The 15046-nt window shown below is 62.8% G+C and carries 14 protein-coding genes and 1 riboswitch; of the genes, 5 read left to right on the forward strand and 9 right to left on the reverse strand.

What is annotated here, in order from left to right:
- Positions 1–94: 94 nt before the first annotated feature.
- Positions 95–297, reverse strand: a riboswitch (cobalamin riboswitch).
- Positions 298–796: 499 nt separating this feature from the next.
- From X756_RS153200 to X756_RS153190, 3 genes are all read left to right on the forward strand, one after another.
- Entirely contained in the window at positions 797–1003 is a 207-nt protein-coding gene (locus X756_RS153200) for a DUF680 domain-containing protein (protein WP_023668885.1), read from the forward strand.
- A 65-nt stretch (positions 1004–1068) separates the two neighbouring features.
- The gene (locus X756_RS153195) at positions 1069–1272 is read left to right on the forward strand and encodes a DUF680 domain-containing protein (RefSeq protein WP_023729693.1); all 204 of its coding nucleotides are present in this window, start codon (positions 1069–1071) and stop codon (positions 1270–1272) included.
- A 71-nt stretch (positions 1273–1343) separates the two neighbouring features.
- Positions 1344–1577 (forward strand): DUF680 domain-containing protein, encoded by a 234-nt coding sequence (locus X756_RS153190; RefSeq protein ID WP_023715518.1) that lies wholly within the window; start codon positions 1344–1346, stop codon positions 1575–1577.
- A gap of 73 nt (positions 1578–1650) precedes the next feature.
- Here X756_RS153190 and ugpC read toward each other — a convergent pair whose 3' ends face one another.
- The 5 genes from ugpC to X756_RS153165 all read right to left on the reverse strand — a co-directional run bounded on the left by ugpC (position 1651) and on the right by X756_RS153165 (position 8260).
- Positions 1651–2763 carry a sn-glycerol-3-phosphate ABC transporter ATP-binding protein UgpC gene (gene ugpC, locus X756_RS153185; protein ID WP_023729694.1) on the reverse strand — a complete coding sequence of 371 codons (1113 nt, stop codon included), beginning with the start codon at positions 2761–2763 and terminating at the stop codon, positions 1651–1653.
- A 66-nt stretch (positions 2764–2829) separates the two neighbouring features.
- A complete protein-coding gene (locus tag X756_RS153180; RefSeq protein ID WP_031238365.1) occupies positions 2830–4494 on the reverse strand; it encodes an alpha-glucosidase family protein in 1665 nt (554 codons plus the stop codon).
- A gap of 5 nt (positions 4495–4499) precedes the next feature.
- Positions 4500–5654, reverse strand: a complete 1155-nt coding sequence (locus X756_RS153175) for a carbohydrate ABC transporter permease (protein WP_023668890.1) — start codon at positions 5652–5654, stop codon at positions 4500–4502.
- 1 nt (position 5655) lies between these two features.
- Complete coding sequence (locus X756_RS153170) at positions 5656–6669, reverse strand: sugar ABC transporter permease (RefSeq protein ID WP_023668891.1); 1014 nt, start codon at positions 6667–6669, stop codon at positions 5656–5658.
- A gap of 235 nt (positions 6670–6904) precedes the next feature.
- Positions 6905–8260 (reverse strand): ABC transporter substrate-binding protein, encoded by a 1356-nt coding sequence (locus tag X756_RS153165; protein ID WP_023729696.1) that lies wholly within the window; start codon positions 8258–8260, stop codon positions 6905–6907.
- 364 nt (positions 8261–8624) lie between these two features.
- Here X756_RS153165 and X756_RS153160 point away from each other — a divergent pair, with 364 nt between their 5' ends.
- A complete protein-coding gene (locus tag X756_RS153160) occupies positions 8625–9647 on the forward strand; it encodes a substrate-binding domain-containing protein (protein ID WP_023729697.1) in 1023 nt (340 codons plus the stop codon).
- Positions 9648–9813: 166 nt separating this feature from the next.
- Positions 9814–11160 (forward strand): FAD-binding oxidoreductase, encoded by a 1347-nt coding sequence (locus X756_RS153155; protein WP_023729698.1) that lies wholly within the window; start codon positions 9814–9816, stop codon positions 11158–11160.
- Positions 11161–11186: 26 nt separating this feature from the next.
- On the opposite strand, the gene X756_RS153150 is transcribed toward X756_RS153155, so the two are convergent.
- The 4 genes from X756_RS153150 to X756_RS153135 all read right to left on the reverse strand — a co-directional run bounded on the left by X756_RS153150 (position 11187) and on the right by X756_RS153135 (position 15046).
- Complete coding sequence (locus X756_RS153150; RefSeq protein WP_023729699.1) at positions 11187–12599, reverse strand: S8 family serine peptidase; 1413 nt, start codon at positions 12597–12599, stop codon at positions 11187–11189.
- Complete coding sequence (locus X756_RS153145) at positions 12589–13257, reverse strand: hypothetical protein (RefSeq protein WP_023690251.1); 669 nt, start codon at positions 13255–13257, stop codon at positions 12589–12591. Before X756_RS153145 ends, X756_RS153150 begins: the two co-directional genes overlap by 11 nt.
- A 14-nt stretch (positions 13258–13271) precedes the next feature.
- Positions 13272–13838, reverse strand: a complete 567-nt coding sequence (locus X756_RS153140) for a sigma-70 family RNA polymerase sigma factor (protein ID WP_023683483.1) — start codon at positions 13836–13838, stop codon at positions 13272–13274.
- Between the two features lie 368 nt (positions 13839–14206).
- Complete coding sequence (locus tag X756_RS153135) at positions 14207–15046, reverse strand: alkaline phosphatase family protein (RefSeq protein ID WP_023694742.1); 840 nt, start codon at positions 15044–15046, stop codon at positions 14207–14209.

The following is a 15046-nucleotide window of genomic DNA, read 5'->3' on the forward strand; positions in this document are numbered from 1 at the left end:
GACTGAACTTGGTGGTGATGGAGGAAGGATCGGACGCAGGCCGGCGCGGCGCCGGACATGCACTATCCACCTCTTGACCGCCCACCGCGATCAGTCGAGTCTATGCATCTCGGGCTGGTTTCCGGGCTCTGGAGTTGTCCTTGCGGACCATCGCGACACCTTCCCAGGCTGCTGCCCAGTGGTCTCCCGTTGCGACTTCAACTCCACCACCGTTGCGGGGGCAGCGCCGGATTCTGACCGGCTTCCCAATTCTCCGCTGCGTCGTCACGAAGCGGCACCTGAGATGCGATCATCTAATCACGGCAGCGATCGCGACGTCGGCATGAAAGCGACATCATATCCATGCGGCGCGACACGCGCGGCATACGCCCCGCCGACCACCGAAGGGCTGAGATCCTGTCTTGCGGCGCTATCATCGCCGTTTCGAATCGCTGCGGATCCAGTTCCGATCGGGGGCAAAAAGGGCTCAACGGTATCGAAAAGTTACTATTAGCGATCTCTAATCGAACCGAACGGTTCGTTTCTGTTGACAATGCGTGCAGGATGGTGTGAACGACGGCCCGGAAACCGACACCGGAGCGAACCACTCGGTTCGACATAAGCAACTGAAAACAATGCGATAAATGACCATAGAGGAACTTCCTGGCACAATTTCAAGGTGCAGGACCGTGGTCCACACGGAACAACTTCGTGATTGGAAACCAGCCTATGGCTTTCCCACATCGGGGCTGTCCGAACGACGCGAATTCCTCCCAAGACACGCCGCTAGACGGACAGACAAACTGGAGTACTAAAAATGAAAAAGATCATCCTCACTGCCGCAGCCGTTTTGGCGATCACCGGCAGCGCCTTCGCCGGTAGCGACAATTACGGTTCCAATGGTGCGAACCAGCCAGCCGTCTCGGTCGACAGCTCGTATACGGCTTCCATTCAGAAGCCGGCGCACGCTGACAAGCAGCCTGTCGTTCAGGGCGCCGACCGCGACCTCTACGGCAATCGCTGATCCCGACCAAAGAAGGGCGGCTAACCCGTCGCTCTCGGGATCCCAAAAAATTCAGGAGTATTGAAATGAAAAAGATCATCCTTGCTGCCGCCGCCGTTTTGGCCATCTCCGGCAGCGCTTTCGCCGGCAGCGACAACTACGGTTCGAACGGCGCCAACCAGCCTGCGATTACGCCGACCGATAGTGGCCATACGGCTTCGGTTGAGAAGTCGGCTCCAGCCGAGGAGGCGCCTGCCCACGGTGCCGACCGTAACCTTTTCGGCCGTTAAAAGCCGGTTCCCAGCACGCGGCGGGCTTATCCGCTGCAGCTGGCGGCATCAGAAAAATTCAGGAGACTAAAATGAAGAAGATCGTTCTTGCCACCGCAGCCGTTCTGGCTGTTTCGAGCGCTGCCTTTGCCGGCAGCGACAATTATGGCTCCAATGGCGCCAACCAGCCGGCCGCTGCCGTCGACACCACCCGCACTTCGTCGACCGGCACCAACTCGGCGGTCTACAAGCTGCTGAACTCGTCGAACGACCAACAGAAGTTCGTTCCTCAGAGCAGCGACAGGGATCGGTTCGGCAACAACTAACAGCCGAAGCTTAAAAAAAGAGCGGCGGGCCTGGCCCGCCGCTCTTTTTTCATGCCTGTACGACGCAGCTATCTCAAGCCGCCTTCACTTCCACCGGCTTGAGCGAGAAGGAGTGCCCATCGGCGTCGAAGATGTGCAGGTCCCCGGCATCCGCGGTCAGTCGCAGCTTTGCCCCGCGCTTGACCTCGACATTGCCGGGCAGCTTGGTCACCAACGGCAGGTCAGCGCGGCCGATATCGACATAGACAAGCTGCACCTCGCCGAGTTGCTCGACATAGTCCACCACGCCCTCGAAAAGATATTCCGCGCCGGTGGCGGCCGACAGATCCTCCGGCCGCACGCCGAAGCTGACTGCCGCACCCTTTGCTGACGCCGGCGTTGCGATCGGCACCGTTGCCTTGCGGCCGCCGACATGGCTGACGATTGTCGGGTTGCCCGTCCTGTCGATTGTCGCCGGCAGGATGTTCATGGCCGGCGAGCCGATGAACTGGGCAACGAACAGATTGCCGGGCTTCTTGTAGAGGTCTATCGGCGTGCCGACCTGCTCGATATGGCCATCCTTCAGCACGACGATGCGGTCAGCCAGCGTCATCGCCTCGACCTGATCGTGGGTGACGTAGATCATGGTCGTGGCAGGCATCGATTCCTTCAGCTTGGCGATCTCGATGCGGGTGGCGACGCGCAGCGCCGCGTCGAGGTTCGACAGCGGCTCGTCGAACAGGAACACTTTCGGGTTGCGCACGATGGCCCGGCCGATGGCGACGCGCTGGCGCTGGCCGCCCGACATGGCCTTGGGCAGACGGTCGAGATATTTGGTCAGCTGCAGGATCTCCGCTGCCTGCCGCACCCGCTTGTCGATCTCGGCCTTGCTTTCCTTGCCGATCTTCATCGAGAAGGCCATGTTGTCGTAGACGGTCATGTGCGGATAGAGCGCATAGGACTGGAACACCATGGCGATGCCGCGCTTGGAAGGCGGCACATCGTTCACCACCTCGCCGGCGATCTTCAGCTCGCCGGAGGTGATCTCCTCAAGCCCGGCGATGGACCGCAGCAAGGTCGACTTGCCGCAACCCGACGGGCCGACGAAGACGATGAACTCGCCCGACTTTATGTCGAGGTCGATGCCGTGGAGAATGTGCAGATTGCCGTATGATTTCTTCACCTGTCTCAGCGTGACATCGGCCATAATTTCCTCCCAGTGATTTCCCTAGAGAACCTGGATTTCCTCAAAAAATCCAGTTTCGTCAAAAACTCAGTCGATGCGCCCGAACCAGGCGCCGTAGCCGCCGAGGCGGATGGAACCTGTGCCGGATTGTCCCGAAAAACCGTGCCCGGCCAATGGCAGCAGCGCCTGACCACCGAGATCGACCTCGGCCGGCTTGCTGGCCAGATTGAAGACGCAGACGATCTGCTCATTGCCCTCACGGCGGGTGAAGGCGACGGTGTCGCCCTCGCTTTCGATGAACTCGATGTCGCCTTTGGCCAGGGCCGGATGCTGGCGGCGGAAACCGAGAAAGCGCCGGTAGTGCTCGAGCAGCGAGGCCGCGTCGCCCTGCTGAACATTGACCGCTTGCGACAAGTGCTTGCCCGGCACCGGCAGCCAGGGCTTGGCCGTCGAAAAGCCGGCATTGCTGGCGGTTGCATCCCACACCATCGGCGTGCGGCAGCCGTCGCGGCCCTTGAATTCGGGCCAGAAGCGAATGCCGTAGGGGTCCTGCAGATCCTCGAACTGCAACTCGGCTTCGCCAAGCCCAAGCTCCTCTCCCTGATAGAGGCAGACCGAACCGCGCAGCGACACCAGCAGCGCCGAGATAACCTTCAGATAGGCGGCCGGGTCGGCCTCGTCGGCGGCCCAGCGCGAGGCCGGACGCATCACGTCGTGGTTGGAAAAGGCCCAGCACGACCAGCCGTCACTGGCGACTTTGCCGAAGGCTTCCAGCACCTCGCGCACCTTGGCGGCGCTGATCTTTTCCGGCGCCAGGAAATCGAAGGAATAGCACATGTGGACGCGTTTGCCGCCGGCGGTGTAGGCGGCGACCACTTCCAGCCCGCGTTGCGAATCGCCGACTTCGCCGACTGCGGCGGTTGCCGGATATTCGTCGAGCAGCGCCCGGAACCGTTCGAGGAAGGCAAGGTTTTCCGGCCGGCTCTTGTCGTAGATATGGTCCTGGTAGTTGTAGGGATTGACCGCAGGTGCTGTCTGGTCGTTGCGCTCTTCGGGCGGCAGCGGCGGATTGTTCTCCAGCCCCTGGCTGTGGAAGTAGAAATTGATGGTGTCGAGGCGGAAGCCGTCGACGCCGCGCTCCAGCCAGAAGCGGGTGACGTCGAGCAGCGCGTCCTGGACTTCCAGATTGTGGAAGTTGAGATCGGGCTGCTCGGACAGGAAATTATGCAGGTAATATTGCTGGCGGCTGGTGTCCCACTGCCAGGCCGAGCCGCCGAAGATCGACAGCCAGTTGTTGGGCGGCGTGCCGTCCGGCCTGGCGTCGGCCCAGACATACCAGTCGGCCTTCGGATTGCCGCGGCTGGCGCGGCTCTCCTTGAACCATGGATGGTTGTCGGCGGTGTGCGACAGCACCTCGTCGATCATCACCTTGAGGCCGAGGTGATGGGCTTCCGCAACCAGCGCGTCGAAATCGGCGAGCGTCCCGAACATCGGGTCGACGTCGCAATAGTCCGACACATCGTAGCCGAAATCCTTCATCGGCGACTTGAAGAAGGGCGAAATCCAGATGGCGTCGACGCCGAGCGAGGCGATGTAGGGCAGCCTGCGGATGATGCCCTTGAGGTCGCCGATGCCGTCGCCATTGGAGTCCTGATAGGAGCGCGGATATATCTGGTAGATCACCGCGCCCCGCCACCAGTCGCGACCGACGGCGAGATCGGGCTTCGAGGTCGCCTTCAAAGCGGCTTGCATAAGTCTCAACCTCCTTTGACCGAGCCGGCCAGCAGCCCGCGGACGAAATAGCGCTGCAGCGAGAAGAACACGATCAGCGGCACGATAATGGTGACGAAGGCCGATGTCGTCAGGATTTCCCAGTCGCCGCCGCGCGAGCCGAGCAGTGCGTTGAGCTTCGCGGTCAGCACGATCTGATCCCCTTCGGTACCGAGGAAAACCATTGCCACCAATAAGTCGTTCCACACCCACAGGAACTGGAAGATCGCAAAGGACGCCAGCACCGGGAAGGACAGCGGCAGCACGATCTTGACGAAGATTTCGAAATCGCTGGCGCCGTCGATGCGCGCCGATTCCATGATCTCGCGCGGCAGGCCGGCAATATAGCTGCGCAGGAGATAAATGGCGAAGGGCAGGCCGAAGCCGGTATGCGCCAGCCAGATGCCGAGATAGGTTTTCGACGGCACACCGAAGAAGATGCCGACGCCGTTGTAGATTTTCAAAAGCGGGATCAAGGACATCTGCAGCGGCACGACCAGCAGGCCGATGATTGTGGCGATCAGCAAGGCGCGGCCGGGAAAACGCATCCAAGCCAATGCATAGGCGGCGAAGGCGGCGATCAGGATCGGGATGACCGTCGCCGGGATGGTGACGGTCAGCGAGTTTATGAACGAGCGGCCGATGCCCTCCGAAAACAGCACGGTCTTGTAATTGTCGGTGGTGAATTTCGGTGGCGCCGACGAGGCGTAATAGACGCGCTGGCCACGGTCGCCTTCGAAAGCCTTGGGCGAACTCATGACGAACGTTCCGTCGGCATTGAGCTGCAAGGTCACGCCGTCGCCGAGATCGGCAGTGGTGCCGGCCGGATATTGCGTCGGTGCCGCCGACTTGACGCCGAAGGCGCTGATGTTGCGCGCAGCACCGTCGCCGAAGATATTGCCGGCAAGCACGAACTTGCCGTCCTTCTCGACCTGCGCCGAGGCCGGCGGCAGGCGGCCGGCTTCAGTCTGGCTGGAGCTGGAGAACGAGTTCCACCAGCCCGAGGCGATGATCTGGTCCTTGTCGCGCAGCGACGAGACCAGGATGCCGAGCGTCGGCACGGTCCAGACGGCGACGAAGACAAGCACGGCGATGTGGACGCCGAAGCGGCTGGCAAAGGACTTTCCGGTCGCGACGGCCATCTCAATGTCCTCCCGTCTCTTTGTTCGCCTGGCGGATGTTCCAGACCATGATCGGGATGACCGCGATCATGATGATGATGGCGATGGTGGCGCCGCGGCCGAAATCGCCGCCGCCGCGGAACATCCAGTCGAACATCAGATTGGCCAGCACCTGGCTGTTCCATTGGCCGTTGGTCATGGTCAGCACGATGTCGAACACTTTCAGCACCAGGATGGTGATCGTCGTCCAGACCACGGCGATGGTGCCCCAGATCTGCGGCACCATGATCTTCCAGAAGATCTGGAACGGATTGGCGCCGTCGATGACCGCGGCTTCAAGCGTCTCTTCGGGGATGCCGCGCAACGCCGAAGACAGGATGACCATGGCAAAGCCGGTCTGGATCCAGATCAGGATGATCATCAGGAAGAAATTGTTCCAGAACGGCAGCGATATCCAGACCTGCGGCTGGCCGCCGAAATACTGGATGATGGCGTTGAGCAGGCCGATCTGCGTCTGGCCCTCGCCGCGATATTCGTAGATGAATTTCCAGATCACGCTGGCGCCGACGAAGGAGATCGCCAGCGGCAGGAAGATCAGGCTCTTGGCGATTGTGCCCCACCAGATCTTGTCCGTGAGCACGGCGATTATCAACCCTAGAAAGGTGCAGGCGGCGGGCACCACCGCCAGCCAGATGATGTTATTCAGGATCGAGTTGCGGAACTCGCGGTCGCCGAACGCCCATTCATAGTTGGCGAAGCCGACAAAATGCTGGCCGCCGCGGTCGAGGAAGGACAGCCAGAGCGTCGCCACCACCGGATAGATCAGGTAGACGGTGAGGATGATCATCGCCGGGCCGACGAACAGCCACGGACGGACCAGTCCTTGCCGGCGCAGATTGTCGATGGCCGCAGCCCCGGCCACGCCGCGCGACGGGAATATCAGGTCGACCAGCTTGTTGGCGCCCCAGAAATAGGCGACGCAGCCGCCGACGCCGATGATGATGACAAAAATGGCCGATAAGATCTGAGCAGCCATGGGTCCCTCTTCCCTGCGCATGATCGGCCGGGCCTTGAACAGCCCTGGCGATGTGGCTCTGCGCCGATTTAAGTTATTCTGAAACGAACGAACGCAAATCGGTCCGGCGTAAGGCGCCGGTCGGATCCGGGCCATAGCGGCCCGGACCCAGTCTGTGGAGGAAGTCCTGAATTTGCCGCCAAAGCGGCTGATTACTTGGCAGTGGTTACTTGCCAGCTGACTGCTTGCCAGCTGACTACTTGATAGCGTCCCAGCTCTTCTGGATGTCGGTGGCGACATCCTGCGCCGACTTGCCGCCGACCAGATCGATCATGCCGGTCCAGAAGGCGCCGGCGCCGATCTTGCCCGGCATCAGGTCCGAACCGTCGAAGCGGAAGGTCGAGGCATTGGCGAGGATATCGCCCTGCTTCTTCAGCGCGTCGCTGGCATAGGCATCCTTGTTGACCGACTTGAGCGGCGTGACGAAGCCGCCCTGGGCCATCCAGATTTCATGTGCCAGCGGCATTTTCAGGAATTCGATGAACGCGCGTGCACCCTTCGAATCCTTGGTGATCATGGCCAGCGTGCCGGCGCCGAGCACAGGCGTGCCCAGCTCGGGCTTGGATGCATAGGGCGGGAAGTAGAAGAAGTCGGCGTCCTGTCCAACCTTTGTGCCTTCCGGGAAGAAGGTCGGGATGAACGATGCCTGATGGTGCAGGTAGCATTTCGGCGGCACCGAGAAGAGGCCCTTCGGGCTGTCGCGGAAGTCGGTCGCGGCAACCGCCTTGGCCCCACCGTCGACCATCTTGTCGTCGGTCGCGATCTTGCCGAAAATGTCGATGGCCTTGACCACCGCCGGATCGTTGAACGGGATCTCGTTCTTTACCCACTTGTCATACACGTCGGGCGCCTGGGTGCGCAGCATGATGTCTTCGACCCAGTCGGTCGCCGGCCAGCCGGTAGCGCCGCCTGAGCCGAGGCCGATGCACCACGGCGTGCCGCCGTCGGCGATGATCTTCTTCTCGAGGTCGGCGAGCTCTTCCTGGGTCTTGGGAACCTTGTAGCCGGCTTCCTCGAAATTGTCGGGCGAATACCAGACCAGCGATTTCACGTCGGCCTTGTAGGGGAAGGCGAAGAAGCCCGGCTTGCCGTCCTTGTCCTTGAAGGTGCCGAGATCGACCCATGACTGGCCGGCGCCGTAATTGTCCTTGATCCATTTGGCGGTGTCGTCGCCCAGCGGCGTCAAAAGGCCCTTGGACGCCAGATCCTGGATCAGGCCCGGCTGCGGCAGTACGGCGATATTGGGCGGGCTGCCGGCCTGGGTATCGATGACGATCTGCTGTTCGTAATTTTCCGACGAGGAGTATTTGATCTCGGCGCCGGTGGCTTCCTGAAAATATTCGAGAACAGTGCGGATGAGGCCTTCGTCCTCGCCGCGCCAGGGCCCGAAGATGGTCAGCGTCTCGCCCTTGAGATCGACCTTCTTCAGCTCTTCGTAATTGGCCCAGTTGAAGCGCTTGTCTTCCCCGGGCTTGAACTTCAGTTCGGCTTGCGCCGGCAGGGACAAGGCGAGCGTGGCAAACGCTGCGCCAAGCAGAAGCATCTTCTTCATCGGTATTCCTCCCAGTGTGGACACATACACCCGGACGGAACCTCCATTCCGCCCGCCGACGCTGCAGGACTGTGACTCGTTCAGAAAGGAACCGCAACCTTTCGAAGAGTCTTCCAAAGCGCTTTGGTCTTTTTGATCTCGCCATTGAATCGGCTGGAAGTCAAGAGGGCGGTGGGCTAATCGATTTAATTTCGAGCTGGAAGACTTGGTAAAGTGCACTGCAGCATAGTTTTACGGCGGTGCAGCAGCGTATTAAGCTTCAAACTGGCCGGACCAGTGCGTATGGTCGACCAGCTTGGCCGCGCCCGTTGTGGCGCCGCGTGGCTTCCAAATTAAAAGCGCTTTGAGGCTTGGAGGCCTCCCAGTGAACCTGAAGCAGCTCTCTCATATGCTAGCCCTGTCGCAGACAACGGTAAGCCGTGCGCTCAACGGCTATCCGGAGGTCAACGAGGAAACCCGCCGGCGCGTGGTGGATGCCGCCAAGCGCCACGGCTACCGGCCCAACCCGAGCGCGCGCCGGCTGGCGACCGGCAAGACGGGCATGATCGGCTATGTGCTGCCGACGGGCGCCTCCGTCGACATCGACCCGCATTTCGTCGAGTTCCTGTCGGGTCTCGGCGACTATGCCCGCTCGCACGAGCTCGACCTGGTGCTGTCGCCGGCCGATGCCGACGACCAGGAAACCACCTATCGCCGCATCGTCGCCAACCGCCAGGTCGACGCCGTCTACATCTCCTCGCCGCGCCCGGCCGACCGGCGGGTGGCGCTGGTCAACACGCTCGGCATTCCCTTCATCGTCCATGGCCGCAGCGAAGGCTCCGATTTCGACTACCCCTTCACCGACATCGACAACGAGGGCGGCTTCCACGACGCCGCCCGGCTGCTGGTTCAGCTCGGCCACCGGCGGCTGGCGCTGATCAATGGCGACGACCGCGAGACCTTCGCCATCCACCGCGAGCGCGGCATGCGCAGGGCGCTGGCCGCGAGCGGCCTGACGCTCGGCGAGCGCCATGTCTGTTCACTCACCATGACGGAGGAGAACGGCTACCGCGCCGCCAGGCGCCTGCTCGAACAGAGCGAGCGGCCGACGGCGATCGCCTGCTCCAGCCTGATCATGTCGCTCGGCGTCGTGCGCGCGGTGCGCGACCTTGGCCTGACCATTCCCGGCGACCTGTCGTTGATTGCCCATGACGACGTCTTTCCATGGCTGAAGCCGGAGAATTTTTCCGTGCCGCTGTCGACGACGCGCTCGTCGATCCGCCTCGCCGGCGCCCGCATCGCCGAACGCTTGGCAGCGCGCATTTCCGGCTTGGAAGAAGGGGCGCGGGGCGAGGTCTGGCCTGTCGACCTGGTGGTGAGAGGCTCGGTCGCCGGCGCGCCGGTTTAGGGATTAATCCAATTGCTCCGCTGGGCAAGTTTACCCATGTGGATGTTGCCCGCAGATAGATTGACTTCGTTGGGACAACGGTCTGCCTGGACCTGTCCTTGATTTGGCTTCGAGTGGGTGGCAACCAGTAAGCCAGAGCCATCAACCAGTCCTCAGGGTGCGCCACTTGCCCATATTCCCGTTCTCCGAAACGGATCCAATCCGGCATCCTGGCCCACCGCCGAAAACGTCGGAGGTGGTCATTGTCGGTGGCGGCATCATCGGTGTGACGACGGCGCTTTTCCTGGCACAGCGGAACATCCCGGTGACGCTGCTGGAAAAAGGACGCATTGCGGCCGAACAGTCGTCCCGCAATTGGGGCTGGATCCGGAAGCAGGGACGCGACGCCGACGAGTTGCCCATCGTCATAGAGGCTATTCGCCTGTGGCGGCAACTGGCTGAGGAATGCGGCGAGGACATCGGCCTGACCCAGACAGGTGTGACCTACCTGGCGAAGACCGACAAGGACATGGCCGGCTTCGAAGCATTCATGAAGATCGCTGCGACGCATGCGCTCGACACCCGTCTCCTGGATGCAGACGAAACCGCGGCACTCATCAAAGGCATGTCGCGCAAATTCAAGGGCGCGATGACGACGCCCTCCGACATGCGGGCGGAGCCTTGGCTGGCGGTGCCCGCACTTGCCCGGCTCGCCGTGCGAAAAGGCGTCAAAATCGTCGAGAATTGCGCGGCGCGAACCCTCGAAATCTCAGGCGGCAAGGTCAAGGGCGTGTGGACCGAGACGGGGTATATCGAGGCCTCCAGTGTGCTGGTCGCGGGAGGTGCCTGGTCATCCTTGTTCCTGAGAAGACACGGCGTCTCCATCCCCCAGCTCAGCGTCAGGGTAACCGCAGCCGCAACGGACCCCTTGGCTGAAATCTATGCAGGTGCGGCGACTGACGAACACATCGCTTTCAGGCGCCGGCAGGATGGCGGGTATACGCTCGCCGCGGGCGGCAGCCATCTGCATTACCTGGGACCTGACGCCTTCCGGCACGCCACCAAATATCTTCCTGCGCTGAGGGACAATCCGCTGGGGACACGCTACTTTCCGTTCGCGCCGTCAGGTTACCCCGATGCCTGGTCGACGCCGCGCGATTGGGCGCCGGATTCGCACAGCCCTTTCGAGAGAATGCGGGTGCTCGACCCGGCCCCTGAACCGGCCCGTCTGCGTTCGATAGAACGCAAGTTCAAGCACCTCTTTCCGCAGTTCGAGAGGGTTCGCCTGAAGGCAGGCTGGGGTGGCATGATCGACGCCATGCCCGACGTCGTCCCCGTCGTGGATCGGGTTGAGGCAGTCGGCAGCCTTTTCGTCGCAACGGGAATGAGCGGCCACGGCTTCGGCATCGGGCCTGGCATAGGCCGCGTCGTTGCCGACATGATCCAGGGAAACCAGACGGGGCACGACCTCAGCCGCTTCCGGCTGTCGCGCTTCCATGATGGCAGCCCTGTCCGGCTGGGTCCGGCGCTCTGAATTGGGTGGCGCGAAATTCGCCCGGTTTACTTGTTCGCCGCCGCCTTCGTATCCAGCAGGCCATAACCGAAATCATTGTCCCGTCCCTTCGGACCGAGATCCCTGGCGGTGGCGGCCAGCGCCTTTTCGATATCGTCGGCCGAGCGCTCGGGTGAGGCGTGGATCAGGTTGGCGATTGCGCCGGACACGATCGCGGCGGCAAATGAGGTGCCGGTGACGACGTCAGAGCCGGCGCCGCTCGGCGCCACCATCTCGACGCCGGGCGCCGAGATGAAGACATAAGCGCCGCGATTGGCCTGCTGCATCAGCCCGTCCCTGGCGTCGGTGGCGGTGACCGCGATCACGCCGTCATAGGCGGCGGGGTAGCCATAGGGCGCTTTCGGCCCGTTGTTGCCGGCAGCAGCGACCAGGATGATGCCGAGCCCGCGCGCATTGCGGCAGGCGGTGGCGAGCAGATCGTTCTTGGGGCCGACGAAACTCATATTGATGATGCTGACATTCTGGTCCGCCGCCCAGTCGAGCGCCGACAGGATGACATCCATGGTCGACCTGCCGTCCTCGAAGGCGCGGGCGTGATAGATCCTGGCGCCGGGCGCCATGCCTTCGAGCGCGCCGACGCCGGCGATCAGCCCGTCGACCGAGGTACCGTGGTCACGCTTTTCGACCGGCACGTTGGGCATGGCGTCGAACTGGTCGGCAATGACGCCGGACAGCGCCGGATTGGTGTCGTCTATGCCGGTGTCGATGACGGCGATGCGCACGTTTTCGCCACTGGCTTGCTTGTTGTCGAGCTGAATGCGCTCGAAGGCATAGTTGACGATGCCGGCCGCCTGCTGCAGCGAATAGATATGGTTTGGCTCGCGCCGCAGGGTGCGGCCATCGGCGGCCAGCTGCGCCAGCACGGCGCCGACCGGGCGGCCGTCGGGAATGCCGAAGCGCACCAGTGTGGTGCCGAGCAGCCGCGACTGGCGCTGCGAGCGCACTTCAAGGCCGAAGGAGGCGGCGATCTGCTGGACGGCGCCGGCATCGCCGTCGACGGTCACCAGCACCTCGTCGGGCACGAACTCGCCGGCGATGGCACGGCGCGGCGCGGTCGCGACAAGATCGGTCGGCGAAACGATCGCCCCGCCGGCGGGTGGCCCGGCCTGCGTGTCGGCAGGCGGCGCTGACGGCCGTGGCGTCGGCACGGGCGCTACGGGAGCCGGTGGGTTGGGAAACAGGTCGACGATCAGGGCCGGAAGGGTAACTGCGCCTGGTTCGCCGCCGACGTTGGCCTCATTGCCGTCTTTCGGGCAGTCGGCAGCCGCCGCTCCGGCCGCGTCGGTGCAGTCGGCCCGGCCGGCATTGGGATCATTGGTCTGCGCCGACGCCGGCACGGCGACGATTGTCGTCGCCGCCACCAGGATCGCCGCAAATCGAATGACCGCCCTAGCTGCCATCAACCGGTTTCCTTCCCTCGATCACAGTCTCCGCGAACGGCTGGGCGGCAATAAGGCCGACGAGCCTGGTGTAGTCTGCTCCGGTCTTGACCGGGATGGCAATGCGGAAGACGCCCGAGGCGGCCGGCCCGCCGGCGATCTTCAGCGCGTTCTGGTCGAGGAAGACAGCGATGTCGGACATCTTCGCATCCGGCTTGAACTTGACCAGCGCGAACGGCAGTTTCGCCAGATCATCCTCGGCGCCGGCAATCTCGAAATCATGGCTCTTGCCGCCGGTCTGCACGTAGGACTGCACCACGACCAACGCCAGCAGCACCGCCGCTGCCGCCCAGGCGACACCGACCGGCACCGCCATGAAACGGCCGAGTGCCTGCGCCAGCCAGGAACGGCCCGCGGGAGCGCGGACCGGTCCGGCTTCGGCGTCGAGCGCCCTGGCAAAGCGGCTGAGCGCATCGGCCGGTGGCCGGATCGCCTCGTTGGCGGCGGTGGCGCCGGAGAATTCCGCCTCAGCCTCGCCAAGCGCCGCCGTCGCCGCCGGATCGGACGCCAGCCATTCCTCGACGGCTTCGAGGTCCGAGCCTTCCAGCGAGCCGTTAAGGTAGAACGGCAGCAGCGTTTCCATTTCGTCACGGCGCGACATTTTTTCAGCGGCGCTCATGTCTTCAGGATTGCTCATGGCCACCCCCTGTCGTAACCGGCGGCCTTGAGGGCTTCGCCGAGTTTCTTGCGGGCGTAGAACATTCGGGTCTTGACGGTGGCGACCGGGATGCCGAGCACCTCGCCGATCTCCGTCACCGACTGTCCATGGTAATAGGCAAGGTCGATCACCGAGCGGTGTTCCTCCGGCAAGGCATCGACGAAGCGCCGCAAAGCGGCGCCCTTGTCTTCCTTCATGGTGGCGACTTCCGGCGTGTCGGCGCCGTCGGGAACCTGCGCCGCATCATCGTCATCGATCCAGTCTTCTTTTTTCTTGCGAAGCATCGACAGCGCCTTGAACCGGGCGATGCCGAGCAGCCATGTCGAGACTTCCGAGCGCCCTTCGAAACCGGGCGCCTGGCGCCACAGCTCGAGAAAGACCTCGTTTGCGATATCGTCGGCCATCATTTCCGATCCCGTCTGGCGCACCACGAAGCGGTAGACCCGCGCGTGGTGACGCATGAACAGCAGCCGAACAGCGGCACGGTCGCCCTTCGCGACCCGGTCGACAAGCGCGCGATCAGTCTCGGTCGCTGCCGTCATGGCCGGTCGAGCCGCCTGGCTCCTGTCTGCTCTGTCGCCGATAGGTTCAAAAAGGTTCATCCTTCCGCCAAGGAATTTTGGCGAAGCTAACCGAAGAGAGGGAGTGTTGCCAGAGCGTCTCCCTTCTCCCCGTCACTATACGGGGAGAAGGTGCCGGCAGGCGGATGAGGGGCGGCGCCGGCGTTCGCAGGCGATGATGCNCCCTTCTCCCCGTCACTATACGGGGAGAAGGTGCCGGCAGGCGGATGAGGGGCGGCGCCGGCGTTGGGGTATTTATTTTGATGTTAGCGCTGCCCCTCACCCTTACCCTCTCCCCGTATAGGGACGGGGAGAGGGGGTAGCGAACGGCGGCTCAGCGACGACCTCCGTCACCCCAAAAACGGCTTAGCCTTCATGGTCTCCGGCACCGGCACACCCAGCCGCTTCAGCACCGTCGGCGCCAGTTGCAGCTGATCAAGCAGCGTGTCCGGATCCGGCCCTTTGCCGGCTCCGAAATAATACAGCGCGAAATCCTGCATTTCATCGTCACGGCCGCCATGATGGCCGCGGTCTGTCTGGCCGTGGTCGGCGGTTACGATCACCTCGTAACCGGCCTGCCGCCAGCCCGGCAGGAAGGCTGCCAGCATGCCGTCCATCGCATAGCAGGCATGGTCCATTTCGTGGCAGTCATGGCCGAAGCGATGGCCCATCGAATCCAGAGTGCAGGTGTGCAGGATACCGTAGTCGATGGCATGGCGTCGGGTCAGCATGGTCAGCGTCGCAAACAGGTCGACATCGCTCGGCGTCATCTGGTTGCGGGCATTGTAGCCGGTCATGGTGTGGAAGCGGCCATGCGCGATCGGTCCGTTGGGCTCGTCATACTCCATGTCCTCGACCAGATCGAACGGATAGGAACGAAAGAATTCCGACCAGTAGGAATGCGTCACCGCGCCGGTCTTGCCGCCGGCCTTGCTGACCTCGGAGAAAATATCCGGCTTGTTGACGAGAAAACGGTTCTCGTTGGATAGGATGCCGTGCTCCTGCGGCGAAACGCCGGTGTGGATCGAGGCATAGCAGCAGGCCGAGGTCGACGGCAGCACCGAGCGCATCTTCCACACCTGCGCCTCGCCCGATTGCACCCAGCCTTCGAGATTGCCCATCAGCCGGCGCCAGTTCCGGTAGGGCACGCCATCGAAAATGATGAGCAGCAGTTTGGTCTTGAGCGCCAT

This window comes from Mesorhizobium sp. LNJC405B00 (assembly GCF_000502615.1).
In the GTDB taxonomy this organism is placed as follows: domain Bacteria; phylum Pseudomonadota; class Alphaproteobacteria; order Rhizobiales; family Rhizobiaceae; genus Mesorhizobium.

Coding starts and splice junctions, on each gene's coding strand:
- X756_RS153170 (WP_023668891.1), bottom strand. CDS start 6,669: ATGGCTGCTCAGATCTTATCGGCCATTTTTGTCATCATCATCGGCGTC.
- X756_RS153200 (WP_023668885.1), top strand. CDS start 797: ATGAAAAAGATCATCCTCACTGCCGCAGCCGTTTTGGCGATCACCGGC.
- X756_RS153140 (WP_023683483.1), bottom strand. CDS start 13,838: ATGACGGCAGCGACCGAGACTGATCGCGCGCTTGTCGACCGGGTCGCG.
- X756_RS153175 (WP_023668890.1), bottom strand. CDS start 5,654: ATGGCCGTCGCGACCGGAAAGTCCTTTGCCAGCCGCTTCGGCGTCCAC.
- ugpC (WP_023729694.1), bottom strand. CDS start 2,763: ATGGCCGATGTCACGCTGAGACAGGTGAAGAAATCATACGGCAATCTG.
- X756_RS153195 (WP_023729693.1), top strand. CDS start 1,069: ATGAAAAAGATCATCCTTGCTGCCGCCGCCGTTTTGGCCATCTCCGGC.
- X756_RS153145 (WP_023690251.1), bottom strand. CDS start 13,257: ATGAGCGCCGCTGAAAAAATGTCGCGCCGTGACGAAATGGAAACGCTG.
- X756_RS153190 (WP_023715518.1), top strand. CDS start 1,344: ATGAAGAAGATCGTTCTTGCCACCGCAGCCGTTCTGGCTGTTTCGAGC.
- X756_RS153150 (WP_023729699.1), bottom strand. CDS start 12,599: ATGGCAGCTAGGGCGGTCATTCGATTTGCGGCGATCCTGGTGGCGGCG.
- X756_RS153165 (WP_023729696.1), bottom strand. CDS start 8,260: ATGAAGAAGATGCTTCTGCTTGGCGCAGCGTTTGCCACGCTCGCCTTG.
- X756_RS153180 (WP_031238365.1), bottom strand. CDS start 4,494: ATGCAAGCCGCTTTGAAGGCGACCTCGAAGCCCGATCTCGCCGTCGGT.
- X756_RS153135 (WP_023694742.1), bottom strand. CDS start 15,046: ATGGCGCTCAAGACCAAACTGCTGCTCATCATTTTCGATGGCGTGCCC.